Below are 22,571 nucleotides of genomic sequence, written 5' to 3'. Positions count from 1 at the left end.
AAGCTGTGTGCAAGGCCATGCGCGAGGTTATGCGCAGGAGCATGCGGCGGTTACAGCTTTTTTTGATTAACGCGCTTGCTGAGTTCTTCAGCGCTCTCGCGTCGTTCGCTATATCGGTCGACAAGATAAGCCGATACGTCGCGGGTGAGCAGCGTGAATTTGAACAGTTCCTCCATCACATCCACCACGCGCTCGTAATAGGCGGACGGTTTCATGCGTCCGTCTTCGTCGAATTCCAGAAATGCCTTGGCGACCGACGATTGATTGGGAATGGTGATCATGCGCATCCAGCGGCCGAGTATGCGCATCTGGTTCACGGCATTGAAAGACTGCGAACCGCCCGACACTTCCATCACGGCCAGCGTCTTGCCCTGTGTCGGGCGAACTGCGCCGAGCGATAGGGGAATCCAGTCGATTTGCGCTTTCATGATGCCTGTCATCGCGCCATGGCGTTCCGGAGAACACCAGATCATGCCTTCGGCCCATTCGGCCAGCGCGCGCAATTCTTGCACCTTGGGATGCGTGTCGGGCTCGCTGTCTGGCAACGGCAGTCCGCGAGGATCGAACACCCTGACTTCTCCGCCCATTGCTTCAAGCAGGCGCGCCGCTTCCATCGTCAGCAGGCGGCTGTACGAGCGATCCCGCACCGAACCGTACAGCAGCAGAAAGCGCGGCGCGCGCTTCGAGGTCGCCGCACCGTCAAAGTCGGCAATGGCCGGAACACGAAAGTGCTCTGGCTGGATATTCGGCAGATCAGCTGACACGGCGTCCCTCGCTGTCCAGAACAATTTCTCCATCTTCTTTCCGGAAAATTCCCTTCGGCGGCGGTGGAAGCAAATCCAGCACCACTTCCGACGGACGGCACAATCGGGTGCCGGCCGGCGTGACGACGAAGGGGCGATTGATCAGGATCGGGGTTTCCACCATCGCCGCGAGCAATTGATCGTCGGTCAGCGCAGGATCGTGCAAGCCTAGTTCCTCGTAGGGCGTGCCTTTCTGCCGGATCACTTCGCGTACCGGCAAGCCGGCCTGTGCAATCAGCGCTGCCAGCGTTTCGACCGAAGGCGGGTTGTGCAGATATTCGATGACCTCCGGCTCGATGCCGGCATGGCGGATCAGCGCCAGTGTATTGCGGGAGGTTCCGCAATCCGGGTTGTGATAGATGATGACGTTCATGTCGGTCCTTGTAGAGAGCGCCTGTCGAAGATTCGAGGATTACCAGTGCAGTCTGACTGCCAGCGCGGACAGCGTCACCAGCAGCACCGGCAACGTGAGCAATGCGCCTATGCGGAAGTAGTAGCCCCAGGAGATGCGGATGCCTTTTCCGGCAAGTACGTGCAGCCACAGCAAGGTCGCCAGGCTGCCGATCGGCGTGATCTTCGGGCCGAGGTCGCTGCCAATCACATTGGCGTAGATCATCGCCTCACGCACGACACCTTGCGATGCCGTCGCATCGATGGACAAGGCGCCGATCAGCACGGTCGGCATGTTGTTCATGATCGAAGACAGGAATGCCGTTGTCAGTCCGGCGCCGATGGTGGCCGACCAGATGCCGCCGTCGGCAAAGGCAGTCAGCAGGCCGGTCAGGTAATCGGTCAGCCCGGCATTGCGCAATCCATAGACGACGAGATACATGCCGAGCGAAAAGAACACCACTTGCCACGGCGCATTCCGGATCACTTCGCGCGTGGCGATCACATGGCCCTTGGCGGCAATTGTCAACAGCACGATCGCACCGATTGCGGCGACGGCGCTGATCGGCACGCCCCAGTTTTCCAGCCAGAAGAATCCGATCAGTAGCAATCCGAGCACCCACCAACCGGCGATGAAGGTGGCGCGGTCACGGATCGCTTCCATGGGCGGTTTCAGTTGCTGCATGTCGTAGCTGGCCGGAATGTCGCGCCTGAAGAACCACAACAGCACCAACAAGGTCATGCCGATCGAGACCAGATCGACCGGCACCATCACCGACGCATAGCGCGCAAAGCCGAGGTCGAAGAAATCCGCCGAGACGATATTCACCAGATTCGACACGACCAGCGGCAAGCTGGCCGTATCGGCGATGAAACCGGCTGCCATCACGAAGGCCAGCGTCGCCTGCGGCGGAAAGCGCAAAGCCGCCAGCATCGCGATCACGATCGGCGTCAGGATCAGTGCCGCGCCGTCGTTGGCGAACAGCGCCGATACCGCCGCGCCCAACAGCACCAGCAACACGAACAGCTTGCGTCCATGGCCGCCGCCCCAGCGGGCTACATGCAGCGCTGCCCATTCGAAGAAGCCGGCGCGATCCAGGATCAGGCTGATGACGATGATCGCGATGAAGGTGCCGGTCGCATTCCAGACGATATGCCACACCACAGGAATGTCGGACAGATGGATTACACCGGATAGCAGGGCCAGTATGGCGCCGAAGCTGGCGCTCCAGCCGATGCCGAGGCCGCGCGGCTGCCAGATGACCAGTGTCAATGTCAGCAGGAAAACAAGAAAGGCGATCAGCACGATAGGGAGGAAGAGTTAACGGAATAAAAAGCCAATCAGGCTTTGGCTTTTGTTTTGGCGGCAGGGCGGCAAGGGCGGCTGGGAGTGCAGACGTTGCCGCCGCAGCAGTTCTCGGTGAGGAAGCCGACGAGCGCATTCATCGTATCGAAGCTGGCCGAATAGATCATCGACCGGCCGTCGCGTCTCACTGTAACGAGTTGCGCATGCGCCAATTCCTTTAAATGGAAGGACATCGATGACGGCGCAATGCCCAGCTCATCGCCGATTCGCGTGGCAGCCATGCCTTCCGGGCCAGCCTGTACCAGCAGGCGGAAGATGGCGAGGCGCGATTCCTGCGCAAGTGCGGCCAGCGCGACGACTGTTTCGTGGTTATTCATGGCAGTCGATAAAAATTCAATATTTCAATTATTATTGAAATATATGGCGGCGGCAAGACCGATGATGAAATCTGTTGCTGGAATTGTCGCCCGGCAGGGGCGTCAGTCTTCCCAAAGCACCGTGATCTTGTCCCACCATTTCTGCGCCGAATATTCGCTTTCCTTGCGCAGCAGGTAATAGAAGCCGATATAGGCGACATCCTCGATTGCATTGCGGTCGTTGATCGCCGCCGATTCGAGGTAGTCCAGCCCGCGCCGGTCGTCTTCATCGATCAGGATGCGTCCGTAGATGAAGGCCGGCCGTGGGAAAGGGCCTCCGTCCTTTTTCAGCAGATGTTCGAGAATCGGCTTGGCTGCCTGCGGCGAATCGAATTCTGCTGTCAGCAGCGCGTATTCCTGCAAATCCTGCAGCGGCACATCGGCCAGCGGCCTTGCCGACAACTCCTTCAGCCGGGCGCGCGAACGCGTTGCGTACTTGCAGCGGGCTTCCCAATCTATCTTTTCCGCCTTCCACCATTGCTGGTCGAAGCGCTCGATCAGATTCATGGCCAGCGTCGCACCAAGCAGGGCTTCTGCCGCCGTCATCGTAACGGGCGGTGGCAATGCCGCGCTTTCTCCCGTGGCTTCGACGCGATCGCGCAGCGCGGGATGTGTATCCAGCAGGCCGGATTTTTCCATCCATGCCGCCTGCAGGTTTTCCTTGGTGGCCCATTGCTCGTGACTGGCCTTGAATGCCGTGCGCATCGCCTGATAAGGCAGGAAAGCGGGGCGCGTTGCCGTGTCGGCCTGCCGATACAGGCGCGGCCAGAACTCGCGATGTATCCAGCGGCCCAGCAGCGTGCTGCGCACCAGCCCGTCCACCATCGCGCGGGCGCCGACGAGTTGCGCGGCGGCTTTATCCGCCTCGTATTCGTCCTGGCGCGACAACACGAAGGTATAGGCGTAGTAGCGCGGCATGAAATAACGCAAGGCCTTGTTGAACATTGAATCCAGCAGGCTGTCTTCCGACTTGTAGCGAACGTGGTCGTCCAGCGCGCGGAAGATCAGGCGTTGCCGATAAACCCACGAGCCGAACTTGCCGTGGTTGCCGCGCAGATGCCCGTATTCATGCGCGATCGTCGCGACCAGTTCCTTCGGCGTGCCGCCCAGCAGAAAGGGAAATCCCAGAATCAGGTAATTGGTATGGCCGCCGAACAGGCCGAAGCGCGGAACCTGTGAAATCGCCGCGTTGTACGTCTCGTCGATCAACACATGATGAATGGGCGGCCCCTGCAGCTTGGCGCGCACCTTGTCCAGAATCTCGAACAGCTTGGGCGCATCCTTGCGCGTGATGGACACGCCTTCCGGTGGTGACAGCCGCAGGAAACATGCGCGCAGCACGATGTAGAAGATCGGCAGCGCCGCCATCGCGAGAAAGACCATGCCGACCACTCGCGACGGGCTGTGGCTACGATGGCTTTGCACGAATTCGAAGGAAAAATACAGCAACGCGGCAATGCAGAGCAGCGTGCCGAACAGCGCGATATAGGCGCTGATGCTGACAAGTAGAACCTTCGCGCGGAAGGCAGCCGGATTGATCGTCGATTCGACTTCCAGCCGGCGGACCAGATGCGTATAGGTGCGATCGTCCAACTCTGTTGCTCCCTGATTTTTGATGGATGTTTTATCGGGGAAATATGGCACAGAAGTCGGGACGGCGGTATCCCATGCTCACGGACTGGCTGCGGATCTGCAACAGCCTTGAGGCCGCAGGCAGCGCCCATTCATACGCGATGTTCTTCGTCGATCATTCGAAAGCCACGCCACCGTATACCCAGCTGGCGGCGTGGTTGTGGATTACAGCGACATGCCGCCGTCGATGGTGACGCTGGCGCCGGTCATATAGCCGGATTCTTCGCTGGCCAGATACGCGGCAAGTGCGGCCACTTCGCGGGGCTGTCCGACACGCTTCAGCGGAATGTGATCCTTGATCTGATCGATCATGTCCGACGTCATGTCGGTCTCGATTGGGCCCGGCTGGATGTTGTTGATCGTGATGCCGCGTGGCGCGAGGTCCACAGCCAATCCACGAACCATCACAGCCACTGCGCCCTTGGTCATCGAATAGACGCTCGATCCCGGGTGATTGCTGCGTACGGCCGTATTGCTGCCGATCGTGATGATGCGGCCGCCGGTCTGCATGTGTGGCAACGCCGCCTGGATCGCGAGGAAAACGCCGCGTACGTTGACGTCGAGCATGCGGTCCAGCTGATCGATGCTGAAATGTGCGACATCCGCGATCTGCAGGATGCCGGCATTGACGACGACAGTATCGATACGGCCGAAGCGGGCGACGGTTTGCCGGACGGCTGCCTGGATATCTGCCGCATTGGCGCTGTCTGCCTGCAACGTCAGTACATCGACACCGTGTCGTTCGATGGCGGCGGCCACCTCGGCCGCTTTTGCCGCTGCCGATGCGTAGGTCAGCGCGACATGTGCACCATCCTGCGCCAGGCGCAGCGCAATCGCGGCGCCGATGCCGCGCGAGCCGCCAAATACGAGCGCGGTTTTGTGGGTTTGTCCGGAAGCAGTCATGTGTTCTCCTGAAAGGTATGTGCGTTGGGATGCGGTGCTTATGCGCTTCTTATGCATTACGCCGTGTGCGGCGTTGCATGACGCCATTAGGCACGTGCGATGTATCCGGCGCGTGTCGCTGATGGCGATTTTTGCAATCCCGTGTATCGCATCCCGGCCCGGATACATGCAGACACAAAAATCGGTTCGGCCATCTGTCCGACGCGTTTGACTTGTCGCAACCGAGGTTTTGCACGGCATGGCGTAGTACGCGTTGCATCGGCGATTCGGCGCCCGCCCGGCAGCAGGGCGCGAACCTTTAGGGAAATTGTTTTGATCAACCTTATGGTTGATAATGGCGCGCATGAACGACACGACACAACGCCCAGCGCTTCCGGACCATCTCTCGATCGATCCGCGCAGCCCCCATTACGATGCCGCCATTCTTGAACACGCGATCGGTATCCGCTTCAACGATCGCGAACGCTCCGACGTAGAGGAATACTGCGTCAGCGAAGGATGGATCAAGGTCCCAGCCGGGCGCGTCCTGGACCGCAAGGGCAATCCGATGCTGACCAAACTGAAAGGCAAGGTCGAACCGTTTTACCGGTAACGCCTGCTTTTCGTCTTTCCCTGAAAACATAGGCGAAACGCATCTCCAGCGTTCCGCCGGCATCGCCTATTGCAAAAAGGCGATTGACAACGACTGCTTGCGTCAATAAAGTGAACATGTTCACTAAAGAATCATGTTCATATGTCTACGGCCAAATCACCAGAAGAGCAGGACGTACCCGGCGGCACTCATCGGGAACGACAAAAGGAATCCACGCGCAAGCTGATCCTCGCATCCGCCTATACGCTGTTCCAGCAGAACGGCTACGACGGCACCACCATGCGGCAGCTTGCCAGCCATTGCGGCGTCGGACTCGGCACGCTGTTCAAGCACTTCCCTGACAAGTCGTCGATCCTGGTGGCGACATTCGAGCGCGATATCGATGGTGTGATCCAGCGCGCTTTCCAGACCCTGCCCAGGAAAAAGCTGCACCAGCAGTTGCAGCACATCCTCGTCTCCATCTATAGCTACTACGCCAGCCATCAGGCTTTTTCGCGCGTGCTGGTAAAGGAATCGCTGTTTCTCGGCGGCCCGGCGGGCGAGATCGTGCACGGCAAGACCATGGCGTTCCTGCAGCAAATCGCCGAACTGTTTGCCGTTGCCGCGCAACGCAAGGAAATTGCACCGATAGACGATCCGCTGCAGGCAACGCTGAGCTTCTGGTCTTTCTATCTGCTGGGATTGATCGTGGGTTTGCGCGATGACGTGTTCGACGTCGATCGCACGATCGCACTCGTCATGTCGATGACGAACGAACGCTTTCCGAAATTGTGAGGAGTAGCCAATGAAGATCGGTATCCAGACGTGGGGCAGCGACGGCGACATCCTGCCGTTCATGGCGCTGGCACATGGCTTGCAGCGCGCCGGCCATCAGGTCACCGTTGCGTACACCAGCGTCGACAACAAGGACTATGGCGAATACGCCGCTGCAGGCGGCTTTGCTGCCGTGCGCGCCTACGACGGATTCGAAGGCGGGCTCAATCCCGTGCTGGAAGAGATCGTCCGCACCAATGATCCGATGAAGCAGTTCGTGCTGGTGATGCAGCAGTACTTCGATCCGGCACTGGAAGCGATGTATGCCGCATCGCAGGCGCTGTGTGCCGACAACGATATCGTCATCGGCCACATGATCTGCCACACGCTGCTCACCGCCGCAGAGCTCACCGGCAGGCCGCGCGTTTCCGTCGCGCTGGCGCCGTTGGCCGTGCGCACCAAGGAGATTCCGCTCTTCGGCCCCAATCTCGGCTCTTTCATCAATGGCTTGACGTGGAAACTGGGCGATTACGTCGGGCGTAAAAAGATGTTCTCGCGCGCAGAGACATTGCGCGAGCGGGAAGGCCTGCCGCCGCTCAAAAGCATGCAGGAACAGTTGTATGTATCGAAGGACCTGACGCTGATCGCATCCAGCCCCACGCTGAGCCAGCGGCGCGGCGACTGGGGCGAGCACATCCAGATTTGCGGCGACCTGCATTACCCGCAGAACGATCAACCGATTCCCTTGCCGCCGGGTTTGCAGGATTTTCTACAGTCCGGTCCGCCGCCGGTCTACATGACCTTCGGTTCGTTGGCGCAGTTTCAGGCAGAGTCGTTCGATACGCTGATGACGGAAGCGGCAGCGCTGGCCGGTTGCCGCGCGATCATCCAGTCCGAATGGCCGGGCAAGGCTTCGCCAGAAATCTTCCGCTGCGGCCGTGCGCCGCACGCGCAGGTATTTCCGCAGTGTGCCGCCATTGTTCACCATGGCGGTGCCGGTACGTCGCATTCGTCGGCGCGATCCGGCCGGCCTTCCATCGTGGTCGAGCATGCGTTCGATCAGCAATTTTGGGGCGACGAACTGCGCCGAGCCGGTGTGGCGGGCGCCGTTCTGCATCGCAATACAGTCACGCCGGAACAGCTTGCGCAGGCTATTCGCGCAACGCTGCAGTCGCAGGCGATGCAACAGTGTGCAACTGAAGTCGGTCGCCGCATGCAGCAAGAAGATGGTGTGGCACGCGCGATCGGGTTGATCGAGCAGCGTTTCGGTCGCTGATTCGCAGGCTCCTCTTTTCGGAATGTATCGTTTGCGAAACCAGCGTGAACTTCACTATGGATTCAGCGAAACATGAAACCGATCTTCTGACAGGAATCGGTTGCCCTGTCCGATAGAGCCGCGGCGATGCGGCAGGTAGCATGGACTTCTACTTTTTGAGGTAGCGATAACCGTCCGGTTACCGATCATTCGAAAGGAGATACCCATGGCTAACAATCAAGGCAATCAGTCAGGACCGAGCAACCGCGGCTTTGCATCAATGGATGAAGACAAGCAACGTTCCATTGCGGCAGAAGGCGGACGTGCATCGCATGCCAGCGGCAACGCGCATGAATTCTCGTCCGAGGAAGCAGCTGAAGCAGGGCGTAAAGGCGGTCAAGCCAGCCACGGCGGCGGGAACGCACAGGCATCCGGGGGCAACTCCGGCAATTCCGGCAACACGCGCGGCGGCTCCAGCGAGCAGCACGCACAAGCCGGTGCGCAAAGCCACAAGAATCAAACCAACACTGCTTCCAATACTGAAGGAACGCGTGGCGGTTCGAGCGAGCAGCACGCCAAGGCCGGCTCGCAAAGCCACAAGAACAGCTAATCGTTGATCGGCAAATAAAAAAGAAAAAAGGAGCCTGCGGGCTCCTTTTTTATCGTTTGGCACGATGCGCGATCGTGCCAAACGGAATTGCTGTCGCTTATGCCGTGACGCCCATCAGTGCTTCCTTGCGCTCCATCATGCGTGTACCGAGTTCGTTCATGTCCAGCTTGGCTTTCTTTGCCTTCGGGAACATCTCGGTTTCCTCTTCCTTCACGTGATGTTCGACATACTCGTTCAGCACTTTCACGAGCGCATCGTACATCTCGTCCTCAGGCGAAGTTTTCTTGATCTGGTCGATGAGGATCTTGGCCGAAGCATGCTCGACGGCAGCTTCGTTCACCAGGTCTTTTTCTTCCATTGCTGCTTTGGCAGCAGGATAGAAAATTTCTTCTTCGATCTGTGTATGCACCGTCAGTTCTTCACAGATATGCGTGGCAACTTCCTGTTTGCCCTCGGTATCGCCTTTCTTCGCCAGTTTTTCGTATTCCTTGAACAGTTTCTTCACGTTCTCGTGATCCTCGATCAGGAGGTCGACGGCGTTCGTCGATGCCGCAGCGGTTTTGGTCGTCATGATGGTCTCCGAATAATTGAATATGGGTGCAATGCCTGCCTGTATTTCGGCAAGCTCAACTTTATGCATCGCGGCCCACGCCGGATATAAGAAGACCGCCCAAGTTGATGTAAGAGTTTTGGGCGAAGCAGCGCATGCGGCTCGCAGGATTCAATGGAGTACATGGCCGGGTAACGGTACTGCTTCGTTTGTTACCACACCGACTTGCGTAGTTTTTTCGACGTACGGTTGAGTTGAAAACGGGATTTTTCCAGACATGGGGGCAACTGTGGAAAGCAAATCAGATAAAAAGCCGGATCAGGCGCGCGCGATTCAGTTGATTGAAAGACGCTTTTCTCTGCAATAAACGATGGCCGTACTAGCTTCCACCATCATCCGCTGGATAAGTGACGATCCCGTCAGGCGAAATACGTGCGCCGGAAGTTAATTTAGCCGGTTCGATTTTGTCGTTCCCCATCAGATGAAACACGTTTTCACCTCTGGCGATGAGATTGTCGGCAACCAGTCGCCGATGGCAGCGCCACCAGACCGCCTCTGAACACATGATCGCGCTCCTCTGCGCATGCCCGAGTTCGATCAGCTTATCCAGCGCGCGATGAAATGACTCTGTAAGGGCCTGATCGGCGTAATTATGAAAACTTTGATTGTTCCAGAACCCATTTATTTCTGACGGAACATCTTTGGCTTTTCCTCGCAGGCCGCCAAGTTCGGCAATATGCTGATAGGCAATGCCGTATTCGGCCAGGCTATGCGGCAGGCTGTCCTTGTTGTATTGAGGATTGGTCCTCGATCGCGGCACCGCGCGAATGTCGACCACGAGCGTCACCTGCGCTATTCGCAAAAGCGCGACAAACTCCTCGATGGTTCGGGTCGAATGCCCGATGGTAAAGAACGGAAGCATTGCCTTATTGGTGCGGGATCTTCTTTAGCGCTCCACCTTTGTGAACGGCAATATGATCGCTCTTGTCACTTGCGATTTCATATTGCGGGTCCGTTTCGGAAGCGTGATGCGTATAGCCCTTGTAATCGAAATCGCGCGTATGAATTTTCCGGATTGTGCCGCTAACCTTGCCGGCCTCCGAATTCCATGCAACCCGATCACCGACTTTCAACCGGTTCTTCATCCGATACGCTCCGTGAATTCTGATTGGTAGACCGCTTTCTATACTGACCTTCAGCAGACGCAACTTGTTCCGCGATTTCAGGACGGCATCGACCGCCTGAAGCTCATGTAATGGATTTCCGCAAACGCCTTGCATGGCCGAAGATCGATGCGCCCGAAAGCAAGCGGCGTGGAGATATTGCCCGGCAGCGTAGGCGAGGCGTACAAGTCCACCAGATAATGCGCATCGCGCAGATTTCTCTTCAGTCCGCACAGCGCCACGGCCGCATCCGCACTGCCCAGTTCATGCACTGGCACCGCTTCCAGCGCGGCGATCAGCGCTGCAAAGGTGTCCTTGTGATAGACGATGCGGATGCGAAGCCGGTCTTCCGGCGTGTCCTCATACTGATCCGCCAGATCCATCAGCGTGGTGTGCACCTTTTCGGCAAGCTGCCGCCATGAAGCCAGCCGCCGTTCCTGCGCCCGCTGTTCCCGCGCCGCCGCCTTGCGCCATAGCGCCGCAACCTGCCGCTGCCCGACGGTAAAGGCCGCCACCATGGCCGCCAGAATCCCGCAGACGACCAGCCAGAGCAGTACGGAACTGTCGGCTCCCGGCGGGGCATTGATCAGCCGGTTGGCGAAGTAGCTGGTGACGAAAGCCGCGAGTGCGGCGACGAGGATGGTAGGGAGGAGCTGCCAGATTCCGCTTTTTGGATTGTTCATTGTTGACCTTGTCGATGAATGAGGCATCGATTAATACTAAGGATTCCTTAGTGTTTGGTCAACAAAATCCTAAGAATATCTTAGCTTTTAGGAGCTAAGAATGTCGTCATTCGCGAAGCGGTTGAAAGAGGCGCGACAGCAGGCCGGGCTGTCGCAGGAAAAGCTTGGTGTTTTGGCGGGGATTGATGAAATGTCGGCTAGCGCTCGGATGAATCAGTATGAGCGTGGCAAGCACATGCCGGATGTTTCGATGGTGAAGCGGTTAGCTACTGTACTCAATATTCCAGTCGCTTATTTTTATATAGAAGAGGATGACGTTGCTGATTTGTTGATTGCGGTATATCAATTAAAGCAAGCAAATAGGAAAAAAATTATGCAGTATGTGATGCAATTGCTTGAGGACTAATAAAAATTCGAAGTGCTATCTGGGGAGGGGAGTGACATGGAACAAAAATCAGGAATGATGCCAGGTCTTCAATTACAAGATTTTGGTGTAAAAGAAAAAGAGATCATCAACAATATTGCTGGTGTGTGGTTTGTTTCGTACGCAGGAATCCAACAAGTTGGGAAGAAAAATAGGTATCCCTATGTGTTTCTTAAACCTACCGAAGTTTTTAAAGAAAGATTTAGTTTTGCGAATGAAATAGTTTGCATTTTCCACCCATATTCAGAAATTGATGGTCGAGCATTTGATGCAATTGACAGGATTGTTAAGTCAAATAACTTCCGAGTAGATCGACTTTGCATTGTGCTTGTAACTAACGCTGATTCTGTATCGGAAGCAGTTACCAGAGCTGATAATGAAAATGATCCGCGAATTATTGTTCCATTTAAATACAACGAATTAGTTGGCGGGGTAGGCGGGAAAGAGCGCCTCATGCTGGAACGTTTCGAAAAGGATTTATATACCAAGGATTTGTTCGCATTTTCTTCCGTTTTAAAAACAGACCGATTCTTTTTCGGTAGGAAAACTGAGCTTCAGAGAATCGTCGCTCAATATCAAAATGGGGAGAATGGTTCTGTTTTTGGCTTGCGCCGTATTGGTAAATCATCTTTGCTTTGGGCCGTTGTGCGTCATCTTCGAGAAATGAATGTTCCGGTTGCGTTTATTGATTGTACGGACCCGAAATTTCATCAAACAAATTGGAATAAGACTTTGTACCGAATCAAAGAAGTTTTATATCGAACTAATGGTTTAGATGGTCACGGATTTGAAGAGAGCGATTATTCTGAAGAGAATGCAACAGCGTGTTTTGCAAAAGATTTAATTGAAATTAAGCAAAAACATAATAAGCCCTGTTATTTAATATTTGATGAAATAGAGAATCTTTGTTTTGAGGTGTCTCAATTTGAGAGATGGAAAGATGGGTCAAATTTCCTTTTATTTTGGCAAGCCCTGCGATCTACATATCAGCAAAATCCCAATATTTTTTCGTTTTTAATTTGTGGGACGAATCCTCATGCCATTGAAGTAACCCGCCTTCCAAATGGCGCAGACAATCCCATTTATAAATACATAGATACGTATTACTTAGGGTTTTTTGATGTGGAAGAAGTGGAGAAAATGATTTCTCAAATGGGAAGATATATGGGGGTTGATTTTGATAGGGAAATTTTCACTTACTTGACAGATGACTTCGGCGGACATCCCTTTCTAATTAAACAAATTTGCAGTTTTTTGCGTTCTTCACGTTTGGCTACAGGTTTGCCAATTCGAATGCGTATCCGGAAAGACGAATATCACGCATCTCGTGATGAAATGGCCGCCCATACGAGAAACTACATTAACCTTATCTTGGAAGTTCTCACTGATCGATATCCTAAAGAATTTGTACTGTTGAAGCATCTGGCAGTTGGGGCGATCGAAATTTTTAATCGATCTGCTGAAGAAGACCCACAACTCGTTGAACATTTGGTGGGATATGGATTAATTGAAAAAAGTCGTACAGGCTATGCATTCAGAATTAAGTTAGTTGAATCTGCTGTTCAATATGATGCGCGAGATTTGGCGTGTCCTTCATCATTAGAGGAGCGCTGGGCTCTTCTAAGTAAAGAGAGAAATCAATTTGAATACAAGCTTAGAGAGTTGGTAAGGCAAACACTCAAAATTAGTTTGGGTGCTGAGGCGGCTAAAGATGTGATGGTTGGATGTATGAAGAAGAATAGCCAAATACAAAAAAGCAAAGAAATAAAATACGATGACCTTTTTAAAGGCGAATTGTATTTTCTTGATTTAAAAACGGCAATTCTTACTCATTGGGATAAATTTCAGTTTGCGTTTAACCAAGATAAAAGAAAATTTTCTGAATGCATTGATGTGGCAAATAAATATCGATCAGATGCGCACGCTAAAACCATCACAACTGATCAATTCCGTCACGTGATGCCAATGCTCGTTTGGTTAAATAATACGCTTTCAGCAAATGCTTGAAACGATAAAAAGAAAAAGGCCATGTGATGGCCTTTTTCTAAATTCAAGAAGCATTACGTAAAAATTCTATTTTCCCCAACCATCCTTCAACGTCACCGCTCGATTGAACACAGGCTTCCCCGCCTTGCTGTCCACGCGATCCGCCACAAAGTAGCCATGCCGTTCGAACTGGAACTTCTCATCCGGCTGTGCCACTGATAATCCCGGTTCCAGATAAGCCGTAATTACTTCCTTCGAATTCGGATTCAACGCCAGTTTGAAATCCTTGCCGCCCGCATCGGGATGCGCGTCGGTGAACAGGCGGTCGTACAAACGTACTTCCGCTTCCAGCGCATGCGCGGCGCTGACCCAGTGGATGTTGCCCTTGACCTTGTAGTTGGCCGAGCCTTCGGTGCCGGATTTGCTGTCCGGGAAATAGGTGCAGTGCACGGCGATAACGTTGCCGTCTGCATCCTTGTCCGCGCCGACGCATTCGACGACGTAGCCGTAGCGCAGGCGCACCTTGTTGCCGGGGAAGAGGCGGAAGTAGCCTTTGCTCGGCACTTCCATGAAGTCTTCCTGTTCGATCCACAGTTCTTTACTGATCGGGAAGTTGCGGTTGCCGCGTTCCGGGTGATGCGGGTGGACGGGCGCGCTGCATTCGACGGTTTCGCCTTCGGGGAAATTGTCGATGATGAGTTTGAGCGGGCGCAGCACGGCGGTGGCGCGCGGGGCTTTTGCGTCGAGGTCGTCGCGCAGTGCGCCTTCGAGCGTGCTCATGTCGATCCAGCTATCGGCCTTCGCTACACCGATGCGTTCTGCAAACAATTGGATCGCTTCCGGCGTGTAGCCGCGGCGGCGGATGCCGACGATGGTGGGCATGCGCGGATCGTCCCAGCCGTCGACGATTTTTTCTTCGACGAGTTGCAGCAGTTTGCGCTTGCTGGTGATGGCGTAGGTGAGGTTCAGGCGCGCGAATTCGTATTGGTGCGGCAGCGGTTTCTTGAAGAAGCCGCCTTCGGCAAGGTGCTCCAGCACCCAATCGTAGAACGGACGGTGATCCTGGAATTCGAGCGTGCAGAGCGAATGCGTGATGTTTTCGATGGCGTCTTCGATCGGGTGCGCGAAATCGTACATCGGGTAGACGCACCATTTGTCGCCGGTGCGGTGATGGTGCGCGTGGCGGATGCGGTAGATGGCCGGGTCGCGCATGTTCATGTTGGGCGAGGCCATGTCGATCTTGGCGCGCAGGATGTGTTCGCCATCCTTGAATTCGCCGGCCTTCATGCGGCGGAACAGGTCCAGCGATTCTTCTGCCGGGCGGTCGCGGAAGGGCGAGTTCTTGCCCGGTTCGCCGAAGTTGCCGCGGTTCTTTGCCATGTCGTCGGCGGACTGGCTGTCGATATAGGCGTGGCCGGCGGTGATCAGGTATTCGGCCATGGCGTACATCTGGTCGAAGTAGTCGCTGGCGAAGTAGAGGTGGTCGCCGGTGGCGTCTTTCCAGTCGAAGCCGAGCCATTTCACGCTGTCGAGGATGGTGTCGACGTATTCCTGTTCTTCCTTGGTCGGATTGGTGTCGTCGAAGCGCATCGTGCAGCGGCCGTCGAAATCACGTGCGAGGCCGAAGTTCAGGCAAATCGATTTGGCGTGGCCGATGTGCAGGTAGCCGTTCGGCTCCGGCGGGAAGCGGGTGACGACCTGCGGCAGCGGCTGGCCGTTCTTGTCCGTGCGGTTGGCGTGGCGGCCGGACGCGAGATCGTCCTCGATGATGCCGCGCAGGAAATTGGACGAGGCCGGGTTGTCTGTCGTGCTGCCGTTTTTTGGATCGTTGCTCATTGGATGCTGTGTTGTTTTGTGCGTACGCGACGCAACATGGGGCGACTTGGGAAGAGGGCATTTTACCGTAGCAGGTACGGTGATTGTGCGGTGGAACAAGTCTGGTTTCCGTGGCAATGCCGGGGGCATGGCATTGGATGCCTGCAGTTGACGGCTGGTGGACAACAGCCCGGCTAGTTGCGGTAGCGAACGTCTTTGCTTATCGAGTGTCTTTATGAACGTACTTGCGGCTTTGTTCCGCTCGTTTCATAACAGTGAGTGCGTGCTCAATGAGGAAAATCCTGACACTTCTTTTGCTGCTGGCAAGCGGTGCGGCGTCTGCAGGGGAAAGTATCGACGTTTGCTACAACTATGGCTGTAAGCAGGAAGCCACAGTGCGGTTTTCGGATCGGCAGTTGCGCACGCTTGCAAAAAGACTGCGATCGCTTCCCTCAGCTGCGGAAGAGCGCAATGCCCTGGCGGATGTCATCGGGCAGATGTATCACTGGGCCGGGCAGCAATCGCCCATATACGCGGACAAGGGCGGCAATGCGTTTGATGACCACGTGAACGGTGCAATGGATTGCATCGATCATTCCACGACGACCACGCGCTTCCTCAGGATGCTGGAGCGTAGAGGATTGTTGAAGTATCACGTCGTCGCGGATATCGCGCGCCGTCGCCGGTTTTTCCTGTTCGATCATTTCTCTGCCGTGGTTCAGGAATTTCCTCGCCCCATTCCGGCATCGACGGTTGATGGCACCGAGGAAAAGGCAAAAACGCACCAATACGTGATCGATAGCTGGTTTGTGAACAATGGCCAGCCGGCGGTGGTTTTGCCATTGGAAAGCTGGCTGGATGGCGCCGGGCCCAGCATCGAGCCCGGTCACTGATGAATATCGGTGCGGGATATCAATCCGGGAAATCGGCGCAGGATCTCAACGCAGGAGATCAGCGTGATGACGGGTCGACGTGCGATACCGACGCATTCTTTTGCAGCTTCTTGATCGCGCCGCGCTCGAGATAGCACAGGTAGAGCAGGATGCCGATCGGCACGATCAGTGCGTAGAAGCGGATGAACTGATAGGAAAACGCAGCCACGACGGCGCCGAAGCCGAAGGCGACCACCGGCCACAGAATCTTGATGCAGCGTTCCTTGATGCGTTCATCGGCGGCGCCGCGCAGCCAGTCGGTGGCGTCGATGACGAGCTGGGTGACGTTACCCGTCATCATCGCGGTGGGAGCCTGATGCGACAGCAGCAGGCGGCTGCAGGCGCTGTGCGTGCCCATTGCCAGTGCGCCGGCCATGCCGGCCAGTTCGGAATGCAGCGTGGGCACGGGGCCGATCGGTTCGGCCATGGTGCCGAGGATCATGAACAGGCACAGCAGCAGGATCTGCAGCACGTAGGCGGAAACCAGCGCATGGTGGCCATGCTTGACGAGCGAGGCGATCTGCAGCCGCGCAACGGCCACGCCGAGGATGTAGGCAGGGAAGGCGAGGAATTTCATCAGCAGCGGGCCGCCTTGCGGCTGGGCCATTTCCGCGCCGATCAGCACGAAGTTGCCGGTAATGTGGCCGACGAACAGCCCGAACAGCGCGACGAATCCCAGCGTATCTACATAGCCCGCGAGAAAACCCAGGCTGATGTTCTGGACCTTGTGACGTACTTCGCTGCGCTTCATTCATTCTCCAAATTGTTGCCGACATCTGCATGCTACGACACGAAAGTTACGGGCGTGCGAAATATCAACCCATCTGATCTGATCCGCCCATCTGTTCCGTGCAAGATACGTGCCGCTTTCGGAGGCAAGCGCGAACGGGCTTCTCAGTAGCCCACCGCCTGTCCGTCGCGACGCGGATCGCTGGCGGCGATGTAGCCGTCCGCCGTCTTCCAGATGAACTGGCCGGAGCCGAAATCCATGAAGTAGCTGTCGGCGATGTTTTCGATCTTGTGGCCGCGTGCGACCAGTGCCGCCGTCACCTCCGGCGCGAACGTATCCTCAACGTCGACCGACATGCCGGCGTTGACTTTCCAACGCGGCGCGTCGCAGGCAGCTTGCGGCTGCTGGTTGTAGGCGAGCATGCGCACCAGCGCCTGCACGTGGCCTTGCGGCTGCATGTTGCCGCCCATGACGCCGAAGCTCATTTGCGGCTGGCCGTTCTTCGTGAGGAAGCCGGGGATGATGGTGTGGAAGGGGCGCTTGCCGGGCGCGACGCAGTTCGGATGCGTGAGACTGGTGTTGAAACCGTGGCCGCGGTTCTGCAGGCTGATGCCGGTGCCGGGCACGACGACGCCGGAGCCGAAGCCCATGTAGTTGGACTGGATGAAGCTGACCATCATGCCGGATTCGTCGGCGGCGGTCAGGTAGATGGTGCCGCCTTTCGGTGCGCCGTACATGAAGCGCGTGGCTTTCTGCAGATCGATGAGCTTGGCGCGTTCGGCCAGATAGGCATCGTCCAGCAGGTCGGCGGCGGTGACGTTCGTCATGTAGCGTTCGTCGGCGACGTATTTGTAGACGTCGGCGAAGGCAAGTTTCATCGCTTCGATCTGCAGGTGGCGGCTTTCGACCGAATCGGCGGGGAAGCGCGTGATGTCGAGCTTGTCGATGATGCCGAGCGCCATCAGCGCGGCAATGCCCTGGCCGTTCGGCGGAATTTCATGCACGGTGTGGCCGGCGTAATCCTTGCTGATCGGCTGCACCCATTCCGGCGCGAAGGCTGCGAGATCGGCTTCGGTCATCGCGCCGCCGTTCTCTTTTGCATGTCTGGCGACGGCGGTGGCCAGTTCGCCGCGGTAGAAGGCTTCGCCTTTCGTTTCCGCAATCTTCTTCAGCGATTTGGCGGCATCGGCGAAGACGAAGTTCTCGCCGATATGCGGCGCGCGGCCGTGCGGCATGAAGGTCTGCGCGAAGCCGGGCTGGTTCTGCAGGATGGGGATCGCGTTGGTCCATTTCTTCTGCACGACCGGCGAAACCATGTAGCCGCGCTCGGCGAGATCGATTGCAGGTTCCAGCAGATCGGCGAAGGGCAGCTTGCCGAACTTGTCGGACAGCGCGGCCCAGGCGGCGATCGCGCCCGGCACGGTGACGGCATCCCAGCCGCGTTCGGGAATCAGGTTGTTGTGCTTCTGCTTGAAGTAATCCGGCGTCCACGCGGCGGGCGCGCAGCCGGAGCTGTTCAGCCCGTGCAGTTCTTTGCCGTCCCATACCAGCGCGAAGGCATCGCTGCCGAGCCCGCAGGAAACCGGTTCGACGACGACCAGTGCAGCGGCGGCGGCAATGGCGGCATCGATGGCATTGCCGCCTTTGAGCAGCATGCGCAGGCCGGCCTGTGCGGCCAGCGGCTGCGAGGTGGCGACGGCGTTGCGCGCGAACAGCGGCTGGCGGATGGATGGGTAACGGTTGCTCCAGTCGAATGCGTGCATGAGGTATTCCGGTGAATGGATTGGTTGAGGGACATTCTAGCGTTCTGTGGCGCGTTGTCGATCTGTCGCCGATCCGCAGCTGTCTCTCATTGCATTCACTGGCAATTGGCCGTGCCGCAAGCGACGGTGCGTCGGCTACACTGCGCCAATACGGTCGGGAATTTCCAACGGGAGAACGAGCATGTGGCCTTATCCGAAAATCGTCGCGCATCGCGGTGGCGGCACGCTGGCGCCGGAGAACACGATTGCGGCGATGCGCTGCGGGCTGAACCATGGCTTCCGCGCGGTGGAGTTCGACGTGATGCTGGCGAAGGATGGCGTGCCGGTCGTCATGCACGATCCGCAGCTTGGCCGCACGGTAGCGGGCGAAGGCAGCATTGCCGATTTCACCGCGCGCGAACTGGCGGCGCGCGATGCCGGTGCCTGGTTCGGCGAGGAATTCGAAGGCGAGCCGGTGCCGACCTTCGAGCAGGTGGCGACGTTCTGCATGCAGCACGGCATCTGGATGGATATCGAGATCAAGCCGGTGCCGGGGTTCGAGGAGCGCACCGGCTGGGTGGTGGCGGAAACCACGCGCAAACTGTTCGCGCATCTGCTGGATCCGGCGATGAATTACCAGCCGGCGGCGTTGCCGTTGTTGTCTTCATTTTCGTTCGAGGCATTGCAGGCGGCGAAGCTGGCAGCGCCGGAGATTCCGCGCGGCCTGCTGATGCGCGAGATTGCGCCGGACTGGTCGGAGCGCCTGCATGCGTTGAACGCAATTGCGCTGATGACCAATCACCAGTTCCTGACGCCGCCGTTGGCACGCGCCGTCAAGGAAGCCGGCTTCGGCCTGTTCTGCTACACGGTCAACGATCCGGTGCGGGCGACGGAAATCATGGCGTGGGGCGTGGACGGTTTCTGCACCGATCGCATCGACCTGATCGGGCCGCAATTCGCCGGCGTGGCGGCGACGGTCAAATAAGCCGAATGTGGCGGGATGCGGCAGAATGCCGCGCTCCGACTGCCGGAAGCGAGAAACGTCCCGGTTTTCGTGGTTTTTTCCGCATTTCCGACCCTGACGGGGGCAGGGGCATTGGGCGCTTATCACGTATAATTTGCGGTTTCCCAGCCAACCGGCCACTCCATTTTCACCAACATGAAATCGTCCGAAATCCGCGAAAAATTCCTGAAGTTCTTCGAGTCGAAAGGCCATACGGTCGTCGCATCCAGCCCCTTGGTGCCGGGCAACGATCCGACGCTGATGTTCACCAACTCGGGGATGGTGCAGTTCAAGGACGTCTTCCTCGGCACAGACAAACGCCCCTACGTGCGCGCGGCTTCGGTGCAGGCCTGCCTGCGTGCCGGCGGCAAGCACAACGATCTGGAAAACGTCGGCTACACGGCGCGCCACCATACGTTCTTCGAGATGCTGGGCAACTGGTCCTTTGGCGACTACTTCAAGCAGGAATCGATTCAGTGGGGCTGGGAGCTGCTGACGAAAGTCTACGGCCTGCCGCCGGAAAAACTGCTGGCGACTGTCTATCACGAAGATGACGAAGCCTTCGACATCTGGACCAAGATCATCGGCCTGCCGCCGGAGCGCGTGATCCGCATCGGCGACAACAAGGGCGGCAAGTACAAGAGCGACAACTTCTGGATGATGGCCGATACCGGCCCTTGCGGCCCGTGCTCCGAAATCTTCTACGACCACGGCCCGCATATCGCCGGCGGTCCTCCGGGCAGCCCGGACGAAGACGGCGACCGTTTCATCGAAATCTGGAACCACGTCTTCATGCAGTTCGACATGGCCGAGGACGGCTCGGTCAAGCCGCTGCCGGCGCCGTGCGTCGATACCGGCATGGGGCTGGAGCGTCTGGCCGCAATCCTGCAGGGCGTGCACAGCAACTACGAGATCGATACCTTCGAGGCGCTGATCAAGGCGGCTGGCCGTGAAACCAATACGGCCGATCTCGACAACAACTCGCTGAAGGTGATCGCCGATCACATCCGCGCGACGTCCTTCCTCGTCGCCGACGGCGTGATTCCGTCGAACGAAGGCCGCGGCTACGTGCAGCGCCGCATCGTGCGCCGCGCGATCCGCCACGGCTACAAGCTGGGCCAGAAGAAACCGTTCTTCCACAAGCTGGTGAAGGATCTGGTCGAACAGATGGGCGACGCCTATCCGAAGCTGAAGGCCGATGCGGACCGCATCACCGAAGTGCTGAAGGCGGAGGAGGAACGCTTCTTCGAAACGCTGGCCAACGGCATGGAAATCCTGGATACGGCATTGGCGAACGGCGTGAAAGTGCTGCCGGGCGACGTGGCGTTCAAGCTGCACGATACTTTCGGCTTCCCGCTGGACCTGTCGGCTGACATCTGCCGCGAACGTAATGTGACCGTCGATGAAGCCGGCTTCAATGCGGCGATGGAAAAGCAGAAAGCCGCAGGCCGCGCCGCCGGCAAGTTCAAGATGGAGCGCGCTGTTGAATACACCGGCGCAGGTAACGTCTTCACCGGCTACGAACATCTGGAAGAGCAGGCGACGGTGGTCGGCCTGTACTTCGAAGGCACGGCCGTCAACGAATTGAAGCAGGGCCAGAGCGGCATCGTCGTGCTGGATACGACGCCGTTCTACGCGGAAAGCGGCGGCCAGGTCGGCGATCAGGGCGTGATCGCTGCCGAGGGTGTGCAGTTCGGCGTGGAAGACACGCAGAAGATCAAGTCGGACGTCTACGGCCATCACGGTGTGCAGACGCAAGGCACGCTGAAGGTCGGCGACAAGGTGAAGGCGGCGGTCGACGGCGCGCGCCGCGCGGCGACCATGCGCAACCACTCGGTCACGCACATCATGCACAAGGCGCTGCGCGAAGTGCTGGGCAGCCACGTGCAGCAGAAGGGCTCGCTGGTCGATGCCGACAAGACCCGCTTCGACTTCGCGCACAACGCGCCGGTCACGCATGAGCAGATTCTCGAAATCGAAAAACGCGTGAATGCGGAAATCCTGGCGAATACCGACACGCAGGCACGCGTGATGGATATCGAATCGGCGCAGCAGACTGGCGCAGTGATGCTGTTCGGCGAGAAATACGGCGAGACCGTGCGTGTGCTGGACATCGGCACCAGCCGCGAATTCTGCGGCGGCACGCACGTGTCGCGCACCGGCGATATCGGCCTGTTCAAGGTCGTCGGCGAAAGCGGCGTTGCCGCTGGTGTGCGCCGTATCGAAGCGATCACCGGTGCCAATGCGCTGGGCTATCTGCAGGATCTGGAGTCGACGGTGCATAGCGCGGCGGCAACGCTGAAGTCGCCGGCGACGGAACTGCAGGCGCGTCTGGCGCAGGTGCTGGATCAGATGAAGGCGCTGGAACGCGAAGTCGGCACGCTGAAAGGCAAGCTGGCTTCGTCGCAGGGCGATGAACTGGTCACGCAGGCGATCGACGTCAAGGGTTTGAAGGTGCTGGCTGCCAAGCTGGACGGTGCCGATGCGAAAACCTTGCGCGATACGATGGACAAGCTGAAGGACAAGCTCAAGAGCGCAGCCATCGTGCTGGCGGCGGTCGACGGTGCCAAGGTGCAGATCGCGGCCGGTGTGACGGCCGATGCGATGGGCAAGGTCAAGGCCGGCGAACTCGTCAACTTCGTCGCGCAGCAGGTCGGCGGCAAGGGCGGCGGCAAGCCGGACATGGCGATGGCGGGCGGTACCGACGCGGCGGCATTGCCGGCGGCGCTGGCTTCCGTGCAGGGCTGGGTGGCCGAGCGCGTTTGAGTTTGATCCGTACTTGTAAAACGGCGGGCCGGGTGTCCGCCGTTTTCATTGGTGCATGCCATGCAGTGTTGCCGCGACTGCAATCAATTGTTAAATCGGAGACAACACATCGGCGCG

Annotated in this window: 22 protein-coding genes; 9 read left to right on the top strand and 13 right to left on the bottom strand. The window is 57.5% G+C overall.

From position 1 onward, the window contains the following. Positions 1–50: 50 nt before the first annotated feature. From arsH to ACO1VH_RS06205, 6 genes are all read right to left on the bottom strand, one after another. Positions 51–797, bottom strand: a complete 747-nt coding sequence (arsH, locus tag ACO1VH_RS06230) for an arsenical resistance protein ArsH (RefSeq protein ID WP_486243521.1) — start codon at positions 795–797, stop codon at positions 51–53. After that, entirely contained in the window at positions 754–1,176 is a 423-nt protein-coding gene (gene arsC / locus ACO1VH_RS06225; protein WP_486243519.1) for an arsenate reductase (glutaredoxin), read from the bottom strand. Before arsC ends, arsH begins: the two co-directional genes overlap by 44 nt. Positions 1,177–1,215: 39 nt before the next feature. After that, positions 1,216–2,499 carry an arsenic transporter gene (locus ACO1VH_RS06220; RefSeq protein WP_486243517.1) on the bottom strand — a complete coding sequence of 428 codons (1,284 nt, stop codon included), beginning with the start codon at positions 2,497–2,499 and terminating at the stop codon, positions 1,216–1,218. A 35-nt stretch (positions 2,500–2,534) separates the two neighbouring features. Further along, complete coding sequence (locus ACO1VH_RS06215; protein WP_486243515.1) at positions 2,535–2,876, bottom strand: ArsR/SmtB family transcription factor; 342 nt, start codon at positions 2,874–2,876, stop codon at positions 2,535–2,537. A 102-nt stretch (positions 2,877–2,978) separates the two neighbouring features. Beyond that, positions 2,979–4,508, bottom strand: a complete 1,530-nt coding sequence (locus tag ACO1VH_RS06210; RefSeq protein ID WP_486243513.1) for a M48 family metallopeptidase — start codon at positions 4,506–4,508, stop codon at positions 2,979–2,981. A 204-nt stretch (positions 4,509–4,712) separates the two neighbouring features. Continuing rightward, the gene (locus tag ACO1VH_RS06205; RefSeq protein WP_486243511.1) at positions 4,713–5,450 is read right to left on the bottom strand and encodes an SDR family NAD(P)-dependent oxidoreductase; all 738 of its coding nucleotides are present in this window, start codon (positions 5,448–5,450) and stop codon (positions 4,713–4,715) included. Positions 5,451–5,793: 343 nt separating this feature from the next. Here ACO1VH_RS06205 and ACO1VH_RS06200 point away from each other — a divergent pair, with 343 nt between their 5' ends. The 4 genes from ACO1VH_RS06200 to ACO1VH_RS06185 all read left to right on the top strand — a co-directional run bounded on the left by ACO1VH_RS06200 (position 5,794) and on the right by ACO1VH_RS06185 (position 8,660). Further along, positions 5,794–6,042, top strand: a complete 249-nt coding sequence (locus ACO1VH_RS06200; protein ID WP_486243509.1) for a DUF3297 family protein — start codon at positions 5,794–5,796, stop codon at positions 6,040–6,042. A 141-nt stretch (positions 6,043–6,183) separates the two neighbouring features. Beyond that, on the top strand, positions 6,184–6,816 hold the full coding sequence (locus ACO1VH_RS06195) for a TetR/AcrR family transcriptional regulator (RefSeq protein ID WP_486243507.1): 633 nt from the start codon (positions 6,184–6,186) through the stop codon (positions 6,814–6,816). A gap of 10 nt (positions 6,817–6,826) precedes the next feature. After that, positions 6,827–8,071 (top strand): glycosyltransferase, encoded by a 1,245-nt coding sequence (locus ACO1VH_RS06190; RefSeq protein ID WP_486243505.1) that lies wholly within the window; start codon positions 6,827–6,829, stop codon positions 8,069–8,071. Positions 8,072–8,276: 205 nt separating this feature from the next. Continuing rightward, positions 8,277–8,660, top strand: a complete 384-nt coding sequence (locus ACO1VH_RS06185; RefSeq protein ID WP_486243503.1) for a KGG domain-containing protein — start codon at positions 8,277–8,279, stop codon at positions 8,658–8,660. A gap of 97 nt (positions 8,661–8,757) precedes the next feature. Here the strand turns inward: ACO1VH_RS06185 and ACO1VH_RS06180 are convergent, their stop codons facing one another. From ACO1VH_RS06180 to ACO1VH_RS06165, 4 genes are all read right to left on the bottom strand, one after another. Beyond that, on the bottom strand, positions 8,758–9,231 hold the full coding sequence (locus ACO1VH_RS06180; protein WP_486243502.1) for a hemerythrin domain-containing protein: 474 nt from the start codon (positions 9,229–9,231) through the stop codon (positions 8,758–8,760). Between the two features lie 358 nt (positions 9,232–9,589). After that, complete coding sequence (locus tag ACO1VH_RS06175; protein ID WP_486243500.1) at positions 9,590–10,132, bottom strand: DUF488 domain-containing protein; 543 nt, start codon at positions 10,130–10,132, stop codon at positions 9,590–9,592. A gap of 4 nt (positions 10,133–10,136) precedes the next feature. Further along, on the bottom strand, positions 10,137–10,355 hold the full coding sequence (locus ACO1VH_RS06170; RefSeq protein WP_486243498.1) for a hypervirulence associated TUDOR domain-containing protein: 219 nt from the start codon (positions 10,353–10,355) through the stop codon (positions 10,137–10,139). 77 nt (positions 10,356–10,432) lie between these two features. Further along, positions 10,433–11,056 carry a hypothetical protein gene (locus ACO1VH_RS06165; RefSeq protein WP_486243496.1) on the bottom strand — a complete coding sequence of 208 codons (624 nt, stop codon included), beginning with the start codon at positions 11,054–11,056 and terminating at the stop codon, positions 10,433–10,435. Between the two features lie 100 nt (positions 11,057–11,156). On the opposite strand from ACO1VH_RS06165, the gene ACO1VH_RS06160 reads away from it, so the two are divergent. Both ACO1VH_RS06160 and ACO1VH_RS06155 read left to right on the top strand, forming a co-directional pair. Next, entirely contained in the window at positions 11,157–11,462 is a 306-nt protein-coding gene (locus tag ACO1VH_RS06160; RefSeq protein ID WP_486243494.1) for a helix-turn-helix domain-containing protein, read from the top strand. A 36-nt stretch (positions 11,463–11,498) separates the two neighbouring features. Next, entirely contained in the window at positions 11,499–13,487 is a 1,989-nt protein-coding gene (locus ACO1VH_RS06155) for an ATP-binding protein (RefSeq protein ID WP_486243492.1), read from the top strand. Positions 13,488–13,553: 66 nt separating this feature from the next. Here ACO1VH_RS06155 and ACO1VH_RS06150 read toward each other — a convergent pair whose 3' ends face one another. Continuing rightward, a complete protein-coding gene (locus ACO1VH_RS06150; protein WP_486243490.1) occupies positions 13,554–15,302 on the bottom strand; it encodes a glutamine--tRNA ligase/YqeY domain fusion protein in 1,749 nt (582 codons plus the stop codon). A gap of 269 nt (positions 15,303–15,571) precedes the next feature. Between ACO1VH_RS06150 and ACO1VH_RS06145 the strand changes: the two genes are divergently transcribed. Then, positions 15,572–16,174, top strand: coding sequence for a hypothetical protein (locus tag ACO1VH_RS06145; RefSeq protein ID WP_486243488.1), 603 nt, complete (start codon positions 15,572–15,574; stop codon positions 16,172–16,174). A 58-nt stretch (positions 16,175–16,232) separates the two neighbouring features. Here ACO1VH_RS06145 and ACO1VH_RS06140 read toward each other — a convergent pair whose 3' ends face one another. Together ACO1VH_RS06140 and ggt are read right to left on the bottom strand one after the other, a co-directional pair. Then, positions 16,233–16,964, bottom strand: coding sequence for a YoaK family protein (locus tag ACO1VH_RS06140; protein ID WP_486243486.1), 732 nt, complete (start codon positions 16,962–16,964; stop codon positions 16,233–16,235). A gap of 143 nt (positions 16,965–17,107) precedes the next feature. Further along, positions 17,108–18,706, bottom strand: coding sequence for a gamma-glutamyltransferase (gene ggt / locus ACO1VH_RS06135; RefSeq protein ID WP_486243484.1), 1,599 nt, complete (start codon positions 18,704–18,706; stop codon positions 17,108–17,110). Positions 18,707–18,887: 181 nt separating this feature from the next. On the opposite strand from ggt, the gene ugpQ reads away from it, so the two are divergent. Together ugpQ and alaS are read left to right on the top strand one after the other, a co-directional pair. Next, complete coding sequence (gene ugpQ / locus ACO1VH_RS06130; RefSeq protein ID WP_486243483.1) at positions 18,888–19,670, top strand: glycerophosphodiester phosphodiesterase; 783 nt, start codon at positions 18,888–18,890, stop codon at positions 19,668–19,670. A 174-nt stretch (positions 19,671–19,844) separates the two neighbouring features. Further along, complete coding sequence (gene alaS, locus ACO1VH_RS06125) at positions 19,845–22,454, top strand: alanine--tRNA ligase (RefSeq protein WP_486243481.1); 2,610 nt, start codon at positions 19,845–19,847, stop codon at positions 22,452–22,454. The last annotated feature ends 117 nt before the right edge of the window (positions 22,455–22,571 follow it).

Source organism: Oxalicibacterium sp., assembly GCF_057353965.1.
The sequence above is the reverse complement of the archived record's forward strand: the minus strand, read 5'-3'. Positions and strand labels throughout refer to the sequence as shown.